General features: G+C 72.3%; 8 protein-coding genes. 5 read left to right on the plus strand and 3 right to left on the minus strand.

Translation table 11 applies throughout. The features are described 5' to 3' along the window. Nucleotides 1-4 precede the first annotated feature (4 nt). The 3 genes from ABZ896_RS09555 to fxsT are packed head-to-tail and all read left to right on the plus strand — an operon-like array spanning nt 5 to nt 6721. On the plus strand, nt 5-1867 hold the full coding sequence (locus ABZ896_RS09555) for a magnesium chelatase (RefSeq protein ID WP_360924557.1): 1863 nt from the start codon (nt 5-7) through the stop codon (nt 1865-1867). A 46-nt stretch (nt 1868-1913) separates the two neighbouring features. Continuing rightward, on the plus strand, nt 1914-3161 hold the full coding sequence (locus ABZ896_RS09560) for a CHAT domain-containing protein (RefSeq protein WP_360924560.1): 1248 nt from the start codon (nt 1914-1916) through the stop codon (nt 3159-3161). Next, entirely contained in the window at nt 3158-6721 is a 3564-nt protein-coding gene (gene fxsT / locus ABZ896_RS09565) for an FxSxx-COOH system tetratricopeptide repeat protein (RefSeq protein ID WP_360924563.1), read from the plus strand. Before ABZ896_RS09560 ends, fxsT begins: the two co-directional genes overlap by 4 nt. Before the next feature lie 60 nt (nt 6722-6781). Here the strand turns inward: fxsT and ABZ896_RS09570 are convergent, their stop codons facing one another. Further along, nucleotides 6782-10339, minus strand: a complete 3558-nt coding sequence (locus tag ABZ896_RS09570; RefSeq protein WP_360924565.1) for a multifunctional oxoglutarate decarboxylase/oxoglutarate dehydrogenase thiamine pyrophosphate-binding subunit/dihydrolipoyllysine-residue succinyltransferase subunit — start codon at nt 10337-10339, stop codon at nt 6782-6784. 683 nt (nt 10340-11022) lie between these two features. Then, nucleotides 11023-12198 carry an MBL fold metallo-hydrolase gene (locus ABZ896_RS09575; RefSeq protein ID WP_360924568.1) on the minus strand — a complete coding sequence of 392 codons (1176 nt, stop codon included), beginning with the start codon at nt 12196-12198 and terminating at the stop codon, nt 11023-11025. Between the two features lie 182 nt (nt 12199-12380). Here ABZ896_RS09575 and ABZ896_RS09580 point away from each other — a divergent pair, with 182 nt between their 5' ends. Together ABZ896_RS09580 and ABZ896_RS09585 are read left to right on the plus strand one after the other, a co-directional pair. Continuing rightward, nucleotides 12381-13559, plus strand: a complete 1179-nt coding sequence (locus ABZ896_RS09580) for a Glu/Leu/Phe/Val dehydrogenase dimerization domain-containing protein (RefSeq protein ID WP_360924571.1) — start codon at nt 12381-12383, stop codon at nt 13557-13559. A gap of 76 nt (nt 13560-13635) precedes the next feature. Continuing rightward, on the plus strand, nt 13636-14247 hold the full coding sequence (locus ABZ896_RS09585) for a TetR family transcriptional regulator C-terminal domain-containing protein (RefSeq protein ID WP_360924574.1): 612 nt from the start codon (nt 13636-13638) through the stop codon (nt 14245-14247). A 93-nt stretch (nt 14248-14340) separates the two neighbouring features. On the opposite strand, the gene ABZ896_RS09590 is transcribed toward ABZ896_RS09585, so the two are convergent. Next, nucleotides 14341-15126 carry an SGNH/GDSL hydrolase family protein gene (locus ABZ896_RS09590; RefSeq protein ID WP_360924577.1) on the minus strand — a complete coding sequence of 262 codons (786 nt, stop codon included), beginning with the start codon at nt 15124-15126 and terminating at the stop codon, nt 14341-14343. Between the last annotated feature and the right edge of the window lie 47 nt (nt 15127-15173).

Below are 15173 nucleotides of genomic sequence, written 5' to 3' on the forward strand. Positions count from 1 at the left end.
GCCGATGGTTCCCGACACGCCGAACGCCCCGGACGACCTCGCCGACCGGCTGGTCAGAGTGCTGGCCTGCGCCGCGGCCGACCCCGCGCTCACCGGCGTGCTGCTCTTCGACCTCGAACCGCGGCTCCTCGACGAGGTGGCCCGGCTCTTCGCGGACCTCCTCACCGGCTCCGGACAACCGGCGGCCACACCGCTCATGCTCGGCGCCCAGAGCCGCGACGAGGACCTGTGGACCCGCGCCCGGCTGCACTGGGACGTCGGTGGGCTGGCGTTCCGGACGGAACCCGGCCCGCTCATCGCGCAGGACACCCGGCAAGGCCCGCCGCCCCTGGCCGTGGTGCCCGACCTGACACGGCTGAGCGTCGCCGGCATGCGTGCCGCGGTGCAGCTCCTGAGCGCCGACGTCGCCGTGGTCGAACACACCGGGCTGCGCCGGGCTGCCCGGCCACGGACCCGCTGGCTCGCCGTCTGCCGCTCGGCCGACGCGGCACGGCTCAGCCCGCACCTGCTGGACCGGTTCGCCCTGCGCCTCGCGACGGCCGGACTGCGACTGCCACCGGCCGACCGCCTGATCGCCGCCCTGCCGCCCGCCTGGCGCACGGCCGGCACCCAGGGCGTTCCCGCCGTGGCGGTCGACGACGACGCCCTCGTACGGATACGGGAACTCCTCGGCACCGACGTGAGCGTGCGCAGGGAACTCGCGCTGGCCCGCCTGGCCCGTACCGTCGCCGCCCTGGACGGCGCGCACCCCGCCTCGGCCGCGCACTGCGACGCGGCAGCCCGCCTCATCGGACTGCCCGTGCCCGGTGAGGCCCACCCCGCTGGTACGTCCCCGGACTCGCCCGCATCCGATCGGCCGACCCGGCGCACGGACGAGCGGACCGGAACGGCGGACGACCCCGCCGCCGGGGGCCGGGCCGACCAATCCGTCGACGGGCCCGGAGCGCCTCTGCCGGAGCCCGAACCCCCGGAAGTGGTCGACGAGGGAGCCGGAACCGACTCCGTGGTCCTCGCCACGCCCTTTCCCGAGGACACGGGCGGCGCACAGCGCGAGTTCGCGCCCCTGCGCCGCCTCTGGCAGCGATCCGCGGGCCTCACCGCCACCCGCGGTGTGGTCGTCGGCAGCCGTCCCGCGACGGACCTGCGGGATCTCGCCTACGTCCCCACGGTCCGGCGGGCCGCCATGTTCCAGCGGATGCGGCCACAGGGCCGGTTCACCGTCCTGCCTATCGACCTGCGCAGCCACTTGCGGGCCGCGGCCGCCGAGCGCCTGCTGGTGCTCCTCCTGGACCACACCTGCCGCGTGGACGACTGGGACTGGCTGGACGCGCTCACGCCGTTCCTGCGCTGGGCGTACACCGCGCGGGCCGGGGCCCAGGTGATCGAGATCGGCGGCAGCGCGGCGGGGGACGACGAGCTGCGGGCCGAGTCCTTCGCCGTCCGCAATGTCCTCGATCCGCGGCTCCTCGAAGCGCTGTTCCGCCCGGCCGGGCGTGCCACCCCCCTCGCCCACGGCCTCGACGAGGCCGCCCGGGTGCTGCGCTGGGCCTTCCAGCAGCACGGCAGCGCCCTGGCCGAGGCCTGGCTCGTCGTCGTCACCGACGGACGCGGCAACGTCCCGCTGCGGGCCAGCAGGACCGGACGCCTGGACGGTCACACGGGCGCGACCGGAGTCGAGGACGCCGTGCGGGTCGCGCGCCGGATCGGCGCCATGGACCGGACACGGGTGCGGGTGGCCGTGGTGGACCCCGGGCGCGAGCCGTACGGCGACCTGCCGCACCGGCTGGCCGACAGCCTGGGAGCGGCCGTGGTCGAAGGACGTCCCGCCCGGGAGACGGACAGCGCGGGGGCTGCCGGTGAGCGGTGACCCACGCCGATCCTGGCTGGAGGGCGCCGGCGACAGACTCTCCCCGGTGCCCCGGCTGAAAGCCGTCGTGCGGCGCAGGACCACCCCCGTCCCGCGTCCGGACGGGACGGTCGCGCCGCCGTCCGGCCTGGGCGGCGCCGACGCCCGGCCCGGCGACCGGCCGGAGGAGGGCTTCGCCGTGCTCCGGGTGACCCGCGGCGAGGACCCCGGCGGGCAGGCCGGCTACTGGCTGCACGGCTGGTGCGGCGACCTCACCCTGATCTGCCCGCCCGGACCGACCCGGCTCGCCGCGCCCGCCGTCAGCCTCGCCAACCTCCGCAAGGACGGCACGTTCCCCTCCGAGGTGCTGCGCGCCATCCGGCTGTGGTCGAACAACCAGCCCGAACTGGCGCACTGGCTCGGCCTGATCCGGCACCGGCACGGCGAGAGGCTGCGCCTCATCGTGTGGGACGACACCGGCTACGAACTCCCGTGGGAGCTGTTCTGGGTGGCACCCGACCCGGAGAACGGCCTGCAGGCCAGTCTGCTGGGCGCCCTGACCGTCATGTCCCGCTGGACCACCGTCCGCGACGTCGACCACGGCCTCCCGCGCCGGACGGGCGACTGCCGGGGACGCGTCCTGGGCTATCTGCACAAGGACATGACCGACGACAGCTCCGTCTTCACCCCCTACGTCCACCAACTCCACCTGGAGATGACGCCGTTCCTCCAGGCCCTCGACACCCCGGCCGACAGCACGGGACTGGTCTACCTCGGCTGCCACGGCGAATATGGCGACTCCGTCACGCACCTGACGCTCGGGGACCGCACCTGGGCGGAGTTCGAGGGCGAGACCATGCGGGTGCTGCGCCAGGACAGTTCCCTGGTCTGCCTCAACGCCTGCCACTCCGGGCGGTTCGTCGACAACAGCGCTCAGGGCGAGAACGCGCTGCGCGGATTCGCCGAGCTCTTTCTGCGCAAGGGCGCGGGCGGCTGCATCGTCACCGCGGGCAAGGTCGGGGACGCGGAGGCACGCGCGCTGGTGCGGCGCCTGGTGCGCGAGGTCGCCACGCATCCGAGCAGGCCCGTCACCCACACCCTCCGGGCCTTCCGGGCGTCGGCCGCACGGGAGTTCGGCCCGCTGGCCGCGATCCCCAGCGTCAGGAACGACGACGGCCACACCGACGGCATCGGCCAGAAACGAGTCCTGCGACTCCTGTATGCCTTCATGTTCCACTATTACGGGCACCCGGAGACCACACTGCGGCTCACCGCGGGGAGCGGGCGGGCCGCCGGAGGAGGTGTCGCCTGGTGAGCGGCGACGAACCCGGCCGGGACCGCCCGCTGCTGGTCGACCCGCTGGTGGCGTGGCCCCGGGTCGCGGAGACCGGCTGCGACTATCGCGTCACCGTCGACCTGCGCGGCCCGCTGCCCTCCCCGGCGGGCGCCGACGCCGACTGGCCCTACCCGGAAGAGGAGTTCACGTTCACCGTCACCTTGGAGGGCGCCCCGTTCTTCGTCTGCGCGGCCCTCGGCGAACCGGGCGTCGTCCTGCACCGCTTCGGCGGTACGTACGGACCGGCCCGGTTCCGGGTGTCGGCGGGCGCGGAGACGGGCCCGGCCTCGCTCTGGCTGACCGTCAGCAACCAGTGGGGCGTGCCCGTCCGCAAGGCCGAACTGCGGTCGGAGATCCGGGACACGGGCCGCCCGCCCGACCCGGTGCCACAGCCCACGGCGGTGCCGAGAGGCATCCCGGACCGGCGGCTCCGGTCCCGTCGCGGCGGTGAGGAGCCGGAGCAGGTCCGCCAGCGGCACCCGGGGCCGACGACAGCGGGCCGGGACGACCTCCCCACCGTGGCACGGACCGCCCCGACGGGGGCCGAGACGCCGCCCGCTCACCGGGCCGCGGCCGCACGGCCGGTCGACCGGTCGCTCGTCACGGTCACCTTCGCCGGGTTCAACCGGGCCTGGGCGGCCTGGATCGGGGACCGGCTGGAGCGGCGCGGGCTGCGGGTGACCTTTATGCGCTGGGACTCCCCGGCGCAGATTCCGCTGGTGGATCTGTTGCGTGACCTCACACTGTCCGACGGGATCGTGCTGATGGTGCTGAGTGACTGGTTCTTCCAACTGGGGCCGCGTACGCACGAGGAGTGGAACGCGGCGCTGGGCGAGGTGGTCGCCCCGGACCCGTCGCGGTTCGCCGCGGTGTCGGTGACCATGGGCCCGGTGCCCCCGGCCGCCGCCCTGCTCGAACCGGTCGACGTCACCAACATGGGCGCGGAGGAGGCCGAGCGCCGGCTCCTGGACCGTCTCGATCTGCCCGGCGAACCGTTGCCGGATCCTGCCGGGAGCGCGCGCCGGGCTCCGCGCTATCCGGCGGCGATGCCGGAGGTGTGGGGCGGGGTGCCGCGCCGCAACACCCGTTTCACCGGCCGTGACGTGCTGCTGAACGACGCGTACCACCTGCTGCAGAGCGCCGAGCCGGGCGCGGGTGTGGTGACCTTCCACGGCATGTCGGGGGTGGGCAAGACGCAGGTCGCCGCGGAGTACGTGTACCGGTTCGGTTCCGAGTACGACGTGGTGTGGTGGGTCAACGCCGAGACCCGGCCCACGTATCGGCGGCTGCTGGCCGAACTCGCCCCGAAACTGGGGCTGCAGACCGGTCAGGAATACGGCGAGCGGTTGCGCGCGGTGCGTGACTCGTTGCGCCGGGGCGAGCCGTACGGCCGCTGGCTGCTGATCCTGGACGGCGCCGACGAGCCCGACCAGATCTGGGATCTCGTTCCGACCGGTCCGGGCCATGTGCTGATCACCTCCCGGAACCTGGAGTGGAGCGAGCACAACAGCGAGTTGCTGGAGGTGCCGGTCTATGCCCGGTACGAGTCGGTGGCGTTCATCCGGCGGCGGGCGCCGAGGCTGAACGAGGCGGAGGCGGACCAGCTGGCGGAGGCGCTGGAGGACCTGCCGCTGCTGCTGGACCAGACGGCGGGCTGGCTCAACGACTCCGACCTGTCGGTGCGGGAGTACATCGATCTGCTGGAAGGGGGCATCGACAGTGACGTGGTGAAGGTGTCGGCGGACTTCCCGCTGGCCTTCCAGACCGCGTGGTCGATCCTGCTCAACAAGCTGCGCGAGACCGTGCCCGAGTCGGTGGACCTGCTGCGCCTGTGCACCTTCTTCGCCCCCGGAGTCGTGCCCGTTCACCTCCTCAGGGAGACACCTCACGAAGGACTGCCGGCACGGATCGCCGACCTGGTCGACGACCCGCTGCTGTGGAACCGGGCGATCAACCAGCTGCGCCGCTACTCCGTCGTACGGGTGGAGCCGGCCGACACCGAGTCCTACGGCGAGTCGCTGTATCTGCACCGGAGGGTCCACCAGATCGTCCGCCAGGGCATGCCGGAGGCGGATCGCGCGGAGTTCGTCGACGTCGTACGCCAGGCCCTGGCCGCCGCCGACCCGCGCCGCCCCACCGACCCCGACCGGTGGCCGGTGTACGCGGAGATCGTGCCGAACCTCCAGTACGCCGACGTCCTCACCAGCCGTCACGCGGCGGTGCAGAACCTGGTTCTCAACTGCCTGCGCTACATGTACTTCTCCGGCGAGTACCAGGCCGGCATCAAGCTCGGCGAGCGCGCTATGAAGGCCTGGCGCTCGCTGCTAGGGGAGGACCACCCCCGGATCTGGGAGCTGACCCACCACTACGCCAACCTGCTGCGGGCCGCGGGCGACTACCCACGGACGTACGCCTTGGAGCTGGTCGCCGTGAAGCGCCTGCGCGAGCGGCGCGGGGAGCTTGACCTGGATTACCTGAGGGCGCTCGGCGGACTGGCCGCCGACCTGCGCGGGCTGGCCGACTACCGGGAAGCACTGCGGCTCTCGCAGCAGGTACGCGACAGCTATCGCCAGCTCCTGGGCGAACAGGACCCGCTGAGCCTCAACGCCGGAAACAACCTGGCCGTCTCCCTCCGTCTGCTCGGCCGCTACGAGGAGGCCCTCGCCCACGACCGGTCGACCCTGGAGGGACGGCGCTCGGTGCTGCGGGCCCGCCACCCGTGGGCGCTGGACTCGGAACTCTCCTACGCCCTGGACCTGCGCCTGCTGGGCCGGTACACCGAGGCCGAGTCGATCCAGTCGAGGAACCTGCGGGAGAGCCGGCTCGTGCTGGGCGAGAACAACCCGCAGACCCTGCGCGCCGAGCACAACCTCGCCCTCTGCCTCCAGCGCGGCGGCGAGACCGCAGAGGCCGAGCAGCACTTCACGCGGGTACTGGAGCGCGGCCAGCGGGTCCTGGGGGAGAGCGACCCGCTGACCCTGGTCTTCGCCTGCGGCCTGGGCTGCTTCCTCCGCGAGTACGGCGACATCGACCTGGCCCGCCTGCTGAGCGAGACGGTGGTGGACCACTACGAGGCCTCGCTGCCCCCCGGACACCCCTACATCGCCGGGGCCCGGGCCAACCACGCGCTGGTCCTGCACATGGTCGGCGAGCGCGACCAGGCCGGCGACCTGACCGAGCGGGCCCTGGCCCGGATGAAAGCGGCGGTCGGGGAGGACCATCCCTGGGCGCTGGGGTGCGCCCTCAACGCGGCGCTCCTGCGCAACCTCAACGGTGACCTCGACGACGCTCTCGCCCTCAGCCGGGACACCTACGACCGCGCCCTCGACTCCCTCGGGCGCCAGCACCCGCTGACGCTCTCCGCCCATACCGCCCTGGCTGCCGACCTGCGCGAACTCGGGCGGCGCGCGGAGGCCGACACGGCGGAACGGGAAGCCCTGCGGCTGCTCCACGCGACCCTGGGCGCCCAGCACCCCCACACTGCGGCGGCCCGCTCCCGGACCCGCCCGACCTGGGACTTCGAACCCCAGACGACCTGACGCAGAAGGGCCCGGCCCCCAAGGGAACCGGGCCCTCCTCACGAGCCGGTGCTCAGAGGCTCACGCCTCGAACACCTCCCGCACCAACTGCTCCTGCTCAGCCTGGTGCCGCTTCGCCGAGCCCACCGCCGGGGACGACGAGTGCGGGCGGGAGATGCGCCGCAGGCGCTCCCCGTGGGGGACGTCCGCGCCGACCGCCAGGTCCAGGTGGTCGATGAGGTTGAGGGCGATGAAGGGCCAGGCGCCCTGGTTCGCCGGCTCTTCCTGGGCCCACAGGTACTTCTCGACGTTCGGGTACTTCGCGATCTCCGCCTGGAGCTCCGCACCCGGCAGCGGGTACAGGCGCTCGACGCGGAGGATCGCGATGTCCGTGGCGCCGCGCTTGGCGCGCTCCGCCTCCAGGTCGTAGTACAGCTTGCCGGAGACGAAGACGACCTTGCGGACCGCGGACGGGTCCACGGTCGAGTCGCCGATGACCGGGCGGAACTGACCCGACGTGAACTCCTCCGTCTTCGACGCGGCGGCCTTCAGGCGCAGCATCGACTTCGGGGTGAAGACCACCAGCGGCTTGTGGTGCGGGTTGTGCACCTGCCACCGCAGGAGGTGGAAGTAGTTCGACGGGAGGGTCGGCATCGCGACCGTCATGTTGTTCTGGGCGCAGAGCTGGAGGAACCGCTCCACGCGCGCGGAGGAGTGGTCCGGGCCCTGGCCCTCGTAGCCGTGGGGGAGCAGCAGGGTGACGCCGGACGTCTGGCCCCACTTCTGCTCCGCCGCCGAGATGTACTCGTCGACCACCGACTGCGCGCCGTTGACGAAGTCGCCGAACTGCGCCTCCCACATCACGAGCGCGTCGGGACGGGCCAGCGAGTAGCCGTACTCGAAGCCCATGACCGCGTACTCGGAGAGCAGGGAGTTGTAGACGTTGTAGCGGGCCTGGTCCTCGGCGAGGTACTGGAGCGGGGTGTGCTCCTCGCCCGTCTCGCGGTCGATGAGGACCGCGTGACGCTGGCCGAAGGTGCCGCGCTGGGAGTCCTGACCGGACAGCCGGACCGGGGTGCCCTCCAGGAGCAGCGAGCCCACCGCGAGCGTCTCGCCCATGCCCCAGTCGATCGTGCCGTCCTCGACCATCGCCGCCCGGCGCTGGAGCTGCGGCAGCAGACGCGGGTGGACGTGGAACGTGTCCGGGATGTTGACCTGGGACTCGGCGATCCGCTTGACGGTCTCGGTGGAGATCGCCGTGCTGACGGCCACCGGGAACTCGGCCTGCGGGTCGGAGACCGGGCCGGAGGCGGGCTGCGCGGTGACGGCCTCGCGGACCTCCGTGAAGACCTTCTCCAGCTGGCCCTGGTAGTCCTGCAGCGCCTGCTCGGCCTCTTCCAGGGTGATGTCGCCGCGACCGATGAGGGACTCGGTGTACAGCTTGCGCACCGAGCGCTTCTTGTCGATCAGGTCGTACATCAGCGGCTGGGTGAAGGCCGGGTTGTCCGACTCGTTGTGACCGCGGCGGCGGTAGCAGATGAGGTCGATCACGACGTCCTTGTTGAACGCCTGGCGGAACTCGAAGGCGAGGCGGGCCACGCGGACCACGGCCTCCGGGTCGTCGCCGTTCACGTGGAAGATCGGCGCCTCGATCATGCGCGCCACGTCCGTGGCGTACATCGACGAGCGCGAGGACTCCGGCGCCGCCGTGAAGCCGACCTGGTTGTTGATGACGATGTGGACCGTGCCGCCGGTGCGGTAGCCGCGCAGCTGCGACATGTTCAGCGTCTCGGCCACCACGCCCTGGCCCGCGAAGGCCGCGTCGCCGTGCAGGGCGACCGGCAGGACCGTGAAGTCCGTGCCGCCCTTGTTGATGATGTCCTGCTTGGCGCGGCTGATGCCCTCGATGATCGGGTCGACCGTCTCCAGGTGGGAGGGGTTCGCGGCCAGCGAGACCGTGATCTGCTCGCCGTCCAGGCCCGTGAAGGTGCCCTGGGCGCCCAGGTGGTACTTCACGTCGCCGGAGCCGTGCATCGACTTCGGGTCGAGGTTGCCCTCGAACTCGCGGAAGATCTGGGCGTACGACTTTCCGACGATGTTCGCCAGGACGTTCAGCCGGCCGCGGTGGGCCATGCCGATGACGACCTCGTCCAGGCGCGACTCGGCAGCGCTGTCGAGCACCGCGTCGAGCAGCGGGATGACGGACTCGCCGCCCTCCAGGGAGAAGCGCTTCTGGCCGACGTACTTCGTCTGCAGGAAGGTCTCGAAGGCCTCCGCGGCGTTCAGCCGGCGCAGGATGCGCAGCTGCTCCTCGCGCTCCGGCTTGGAGTGCGGGCGCTCGATGCGGTCCTGGATCCACTTGCGCTGCTTGGGGTCCTGGATGTGCATGAACTCGATGCCGGTGGTGCGGCAGTACGAGTCGCGCAGCACGCCGAGGATGTCGCGCAGCTTCATCAGGGACTTGCCGGCGAAACCGCCGACCGCGAACTCCCGCTCCAGGTCCCACAGGGTGAGGCCGTGCTCGGTGATGTCCAGGTCGGGGTGCTTGCGCTGGCGGTACTCCAGCGGGTCGGTGTCGGCCATGACGTGGCCGCGGACCCGGTAGGAGTGGATCAGCTCGAAGACCCGGGCGGCCTTCGTGACGTCGTCGTCGTGCGAGGCGTCGATGTCCTTGAGCCAGCGCACCGGCTCGTAGGGGATGCGCAGCGCCTCGAAGATCTCGTCGTAGAAGTTGCTCTCGCCGAGCAGGAGGTTCGCGACGATCCGCAGGAACTCGCCGGAGGCGGCGCCCTGGATGACCCGGTGGTCGTAGGTCGACGTGAGCGTCATGACCTTCGAGATGCCGAGCTTGTTCAGGGTGTCCTGGGAGGTGCCCTGGAACTCCGCGGGGTAGTCCATGGAGCCGACGCCCATGATGACCGACTGGCCGGGCATCAGACGCGGCACGGAGTGCACGGTGCCGAGGCCGCCGGGGTTGGTCAGCGAGACCGTGACACCGGTGAAGTCGTCCATACCCAGCTTGCCGTCACGGGCGCGGCGGACGATGTCCTCGTAGGCCTGCCAGAACTCGAAGAAGTTCAGCGTCTCGGCCTTCTTGATGCCCGCGACGACCAGCTGGCGGTCGCCGTTGGGCTTCACCAGGTCGATGGCGAGGCCGAAGTTGATGTGCTCCGGCTTGACCAGCGTCGGCTTGCCGTCCTTCTCCGCGAAGGAGTAGTTCATCGACGGCATGGCCTTGATGGCCTGCACCATCGCGTACCCGATGAGGTGCGTGAAGGAGATCTTCCCGCCCCGCCGCGCGGAACTGCGGCGCAGGGCGCCGACGCGGTCGCTCACGCTCCTGGCGGCACGGTCGGCGGCCACGGCGGCGATCAGGATGCCGGCGAGGGCCACCGCGGCCGCTCCGGCGAGCACGCCCCACAGGACGAGCCCGGGTCGGGCGCCGGTGGAGCGGACGGTGAACAGGACGGCCGCGCAGGCGCTGAGGGCGACCGCGGTGGGCGGGAGCACGGCCAGGCGCAGGAGTTGTGGCCGTATGTGCGTCTCCGGCAGCGCGGGGGCGGGGCGGGCGACCGGCCGTCCGTGCCGCCCGCCCTCCCGGCGGTCTGCGCGTGCGGCCGGTGCACGGAGGTGAGACATCGGTGTCCTTGTACTGGTCCGTCGGTCCTGATGGCCGGAGGGCGCAGGTCGGGCGGGGACGCCCTCGCGGGCTCCGGCACGTGTGCCCGCGGGCTGCCGGCCACGTCCGGGCCGGGCGGATTCCGTCGCCCTGTGGTCGTCGGTCACCGCCACCCCCGGGGTCCCGGCCGCCGTCGGGCAGGGGGAAGCCCCATCACGTCGACTCCCTCCTCCGGCGAGCGGCTGCGCACAGCGGGCACGGGAGAACCGAAAACTTCGGCCCTGTGTTGCCCGGCGGACACTCACAGTAGTCGTCAACGCATCATGTGCGATGGGCAGTTGACAAAGTCCCCCGCGGACCGTCCCCCTCTGGTATGAGGACTCGCACGACAGAACGACAGCCCGATCGGACGCGCTCACTCGAACGAGTGAATACCGATCAGCCCTGGTCGGAAGCGGTCACGAACGCGCGGCGAGGGTTCGGGCCGCCGACCGCGCGCCTGTCCGTCACACAGCCGTTCACCGGCTTACGGCCCACCCGCGGATGTCCGCGCCCACGCGCCGGAGCGACTCCTCCGCCGCCGTCGATGTCACTGCCCGTATCGGTCGACCAGCAGCCCGGCCCGAGGCGGCTCCAACGAAACAGCCCAGGGTGTGCTTTCCGCACTCCCTGGGCCCACCACGCGCTCCGACTCCTCCGTGCCTCAGACCTCCGCGACCGCCTCCGGCTCCCCCGAGACCGTGGGCAGCACGGCCCATCCCCCGGCCGGAGCCTGGGATACGCCCCGCCACCATGGGTTCACCGCCGGCAGGGCGCCCGGTTCGAACGGCTCGCCCAGCCGGGGCGTGGCCATCGCGACGCCCTCCTTGTGCGCGAGCTCCATCGTCCGCTCGCCCGGCTCCGCCCACGGGTGCGGCGCGAGATTGAACGTGGCCCAGTGGATCGGCAGCAGCGCACCCGCCGCCGCGTCCCCGCCCTGGAGGTCGAGGTGCGAGCGCACGGCCTCGTCCGGGGTCATGTGGATGTCCGGCCAGAAGTCGGAGTACGCCCCGAGCTGGATCATCGTGGCGTCGAAGGGGCCGTGCTGCGCCCCGATCTCCCGGAAGCCGTCGAAGTACCCGGTGTCACCGCTGTGGTAGACCCGGTGCTCCTCGCCCGCGACGACCCAGGACGCCCAGAGCGTGTGCTGGGTGTTGCGCAGCCCGCGCCCGCAGAAGTGGCGGGCCGGGGTGGCGGTCAGCGTCAGCCCGGCGACGCGCGTCGACTCGTGCCAGTCCAGCTCCCTGAGCCGGTCGGCGGAGACACCCCAGTGTTCGAGGTGGGCGCCGACGCCGAGCGGCACGGCGAACACCGTGTCCGTCCCGGCCAGTGCCTTGATCGTGGGCATGTCCAGGTGGTCGTAGTGGTCGTGGGAGATGACGACCACGTCGACCGGTCCGAGCGCGGCCAGCGGCAGCGGCACCGGATGCAGCCGCTTGGGCCCCGCGAAGGCGAAGGGGGAGCAGCGCTCGCCCCACACCGGGTCGAACAGCACCCGCCGTCCGTCGATCTCGGCGAGCACGCTGGAGTGCCCCATCCAGGTCAGCCGCAGCCCGGTGACGGGCGGCTTGGCCAGGTCGGCGAGGGTCGTCGGGTGCACGGGGATGGTGCCGGTCGGGGCGCGGCGCAGCCGCCGCTCGCTGTCGAAGTAGACCTTCCCGAAGTCCACCGCGGAGCCGGAGGGCCGGGTCCGGGAGGGGCCGCCGGGATTCTCGAAGACCCCGTCCTTGTAGTGGGGGGATCTGCGGATGCGCGCCATGCGCTCACCGCTCGGGTCCGCGCCGAAGGCCGCGGGCTGGAGCGCGCGGAGCCCGGAGCTCAGGGAACGGAAACCGGTCACGGTACCTCCAGATGGAGTCGGCGAGGAGTCCATTATGGTCCGCCCCTCTGACAGCGCCGGGTCGGCGCGGTCACAGGAGAGGACGCAGCGCCGGGCGATCACGTTGACAGGAAGCGGCCGGATGCAAATACTGACTCCCCGTTCAGTAGCCTCCCGCAGCCCCGCCGACCTCCGGAGCCCCCGTGACCTCCCCCTTGCTGTCGCTCACCTGGACCGATCATCTCACCGGCCGCCAGGGCTTCCTGGTCGTCGACCGGCTGGTGCGCGGGGTCGCCAGCGGCGGCCTGCGGATGCGCCCGGGCTGCACCCTGGAGGAGGTCGCCGGGCTCGCCCGTGGCATGACCATGAAGGAGGCGCTGCACTACGACCCCGCGGCCCGCTACGTCCCGCTCGGCGGCGCGAAGGGCGGCATCGACTGCGACCCCCGGGACCCGGAGGCGTACGGCCTGCTGGTCCGCTACCTGCGCGCCATGCGGCCGTACGTCGAGAGCTTCTGGACGACCGGCGAGGACCTCGGGCTGAGCCAGGACGTGGTGGACCGGGCGGTCACGGAGGCTGGGCTGGTCTCCTCGGTGCAGGCGGTCTACCCGCTGCTCGACGACGAGACGGCGGCCCGGCGACGGCTCGCGGACGCGTTCGCCGTCGAGGTGGACGGCATCGGGCTCGACGAGCTGGCCGGTGGCTGCGGGGTGGCCGAGTCGGTGCTCACGGCGCTGGACCGGGCGGGGGTGCCCTACGCCGGGACACGGGTCTCGGTCCAGGGGCTGGGCACCATGGGCGGGGCCACGGCGCGCTTCCTCACGCGCGCGGGGCTGACGGTGGTGGCCGTGGCCGACATCAAGGGCACGGTCTGCAACCCCGAGGGCCTCGACGTGGAGGCGCTGCTCGCCGCGCGGGACGCCCACGGCACGGTGGACCGCTCGGTCCTGCGGCCCGGCGACCGTGAACTGCCCGGTGACGCCTGGCTGTCCGTGGCCGCGGAGGTGCTGGTGCCGGCGGCGGTCTCGTACGCGATCGACACCGGCAACCAGGACCGGATCACCGCGCGCTGGATCGTCGAGGCGGCGAACATGCCGGTCCTGCCCGCGGCGGAGACGCTGCTGGCCGCGCGCGGGGTCGCCGTCCTGCCGGACGTGGTGGTCAACTCCGGGACCAACGCCTGGTGGTGGTGGACGCTGTTCGGCGACATCGGCGCGGACGCGGACGAGGCGTTCGCCCAGGTACGACGTTCCATGCGCGCCCTCGTCGGGCAGATGCTGGACCGCGCGGAGGCCGACGGCACCTCACCGCGCGCGGCCGCCCATGCACTCGCGGCGGACCGGCTGCCGGTGATCTCCGAGCGGTTCGGCTGGTACCGGTGACCCGGGGGCGCCGTCGACCCGGTCCTCGCAGCTGAACGGGTGAGCGCCACACAGGGTGACGGATTAGGGTGACCGGGTGACGAGAGTGCGGTTGACAGTGGCCGAGCGGCGCGAGGAGCTGCTGCGGGCCGCCATCGAGCAGATCGAGGCGCGGGGCGTGGCGGCCGTCAGGATCGCCGATGTGGCCTCGGCGCTGGGGGTGAGCAACGCCCTGGTGCTCTACCACTTCTCGACGAAGGACAAGCTGGTCGCGGCGGCCTTCACCTATGCCGCCGAGGGCGATCTGGCGCATCTGGGCAAGCTGCTCGGCCGTCGGACCACCGCGCTGCGCAGGCTGCGGTCCGCCGTGCGCTGGTACGCCCCTACGGGCCAGGCCAAGGGCTGGCGGCTGTGGATCGAGGGGTGGGCGGTGTCGCTGCGTGACGCCGGACTCCAGGAGGTCACGCGGGACCTGGACCGGCGCTGGAAGTCGGCGCTCACGGAGGTGCTCGCCGAGGGCGTGGCCGCGGGCGAGTTCCGCTGCCCCGACCCGGAGGCCACCGCCCTGCGCCTCACCGCCCTGCTCGACGGTCTCGCCGTACAGCTGACGTCCTACCCGGGCGCGGTGTCGCGGTCCCGCGCGCAGGAGTGGGTGGACGAGGCGCTGGCCCGGGAACTCGGAGTGGAGCGCGCTTCGTTGACGGCGTAGGAGACGGCGGAACGCCGCCTCCTCACAGAGCCGCACCGGACCGAGTCCCCCAAAGAAGGTCCCCGAGGCACCCCACCCGGCTCGCACTCCCCGTCAGGCCACCGGGGCGATCCGTGTCTTGATGTCGTCCGGCGAGAGCGTGCCCTTGGCGGTCACGTGGTCGCCCGAGGACTCACCGCGCAGTCGGCGGCCGATCCACGGCACCAGGTACTCGCGCGCCCAGTGGACGTCGTCGCGGCGGATCTCCAGCGCGCCGCGCGCCGGCAGCGGGGGCCACGGCTGGTCGGGGTCGGCCGGGATCTCCAGCCCGAGCACCTGCCCCGCGCGCAGCGCCACACGCGTGTGCCCCTCCGCCGAGAGGTGCAGCCGGTCGCCGTCCCAGGCCCGGCGGTCCTGGACCGTCTTCAGGGACCACAGGTCGAGCACCGGGCAGCCGTAGCGGTCGGCGACCGCCCGCACATGTCCGTTGTACGTGGCGATCTTGCCGCGCAGATGCTTCAGCACGGGCACGCCACGGGTGTCGAAGCCGGTCGTCACCATGACGGTGCCGCACACCTCGGTGAGCCGGGCGATCGCCCGCTCGAAGCGCTCGGCGACCTCGTCGGGGTCGGTACCGGGCCGGATGATGTCGTTGCCGCCGGCACAGAAGGACACGAGGTCCGGCGCCAGTTGGACGGCCTGCGGAAGCTGGTCCTCGACGATCTGGTCGAGGAGCTTTCCCCGCACGGCCAGGTTGGTGTACTTGAAGTCGCCCTCGGGCCGCCGGTCCGCGAGAAGCACCGCGAACCGGTCGGCCCATCCGACGAACGCCCCGTCGGGGCCGGGGTCGCCGACGCCCTCGGTGAAGCTGTCCCCCACCGCCACGTACGACCCGATCACTGATCTGCTGTCATTCTTCGAATCGTCTGCCACAGCAGTTCATGATT

The sequence above is a fragment of the Streptomyces sp. NPDC047072 genome, from assembly GCF_040643855.1.
GTDB lineage: Bacteria > Actinomycetota > Actinomycetes > Streptomycetales > Streptomycetaceae > Streptomyces.

What these genes read in the sequence shown, in the direction of transcription:
- ABZ896_RS09555 (WP_360924557.1), top strand. Translation starts at nt 5, where the DNA reads ATGGTTCCCGACACGCCGAACGCCCCGGACGACCTCGCCGACCGGCTG.
- ABZ896_RS09570 (WP_360924565.1), bottom strand. Translation starts at nt 10,339, where the DNA reads ATGTCTCACCTCCGTGCACCGGCCGCACGCGCAGACCGCCGGGAGGGC.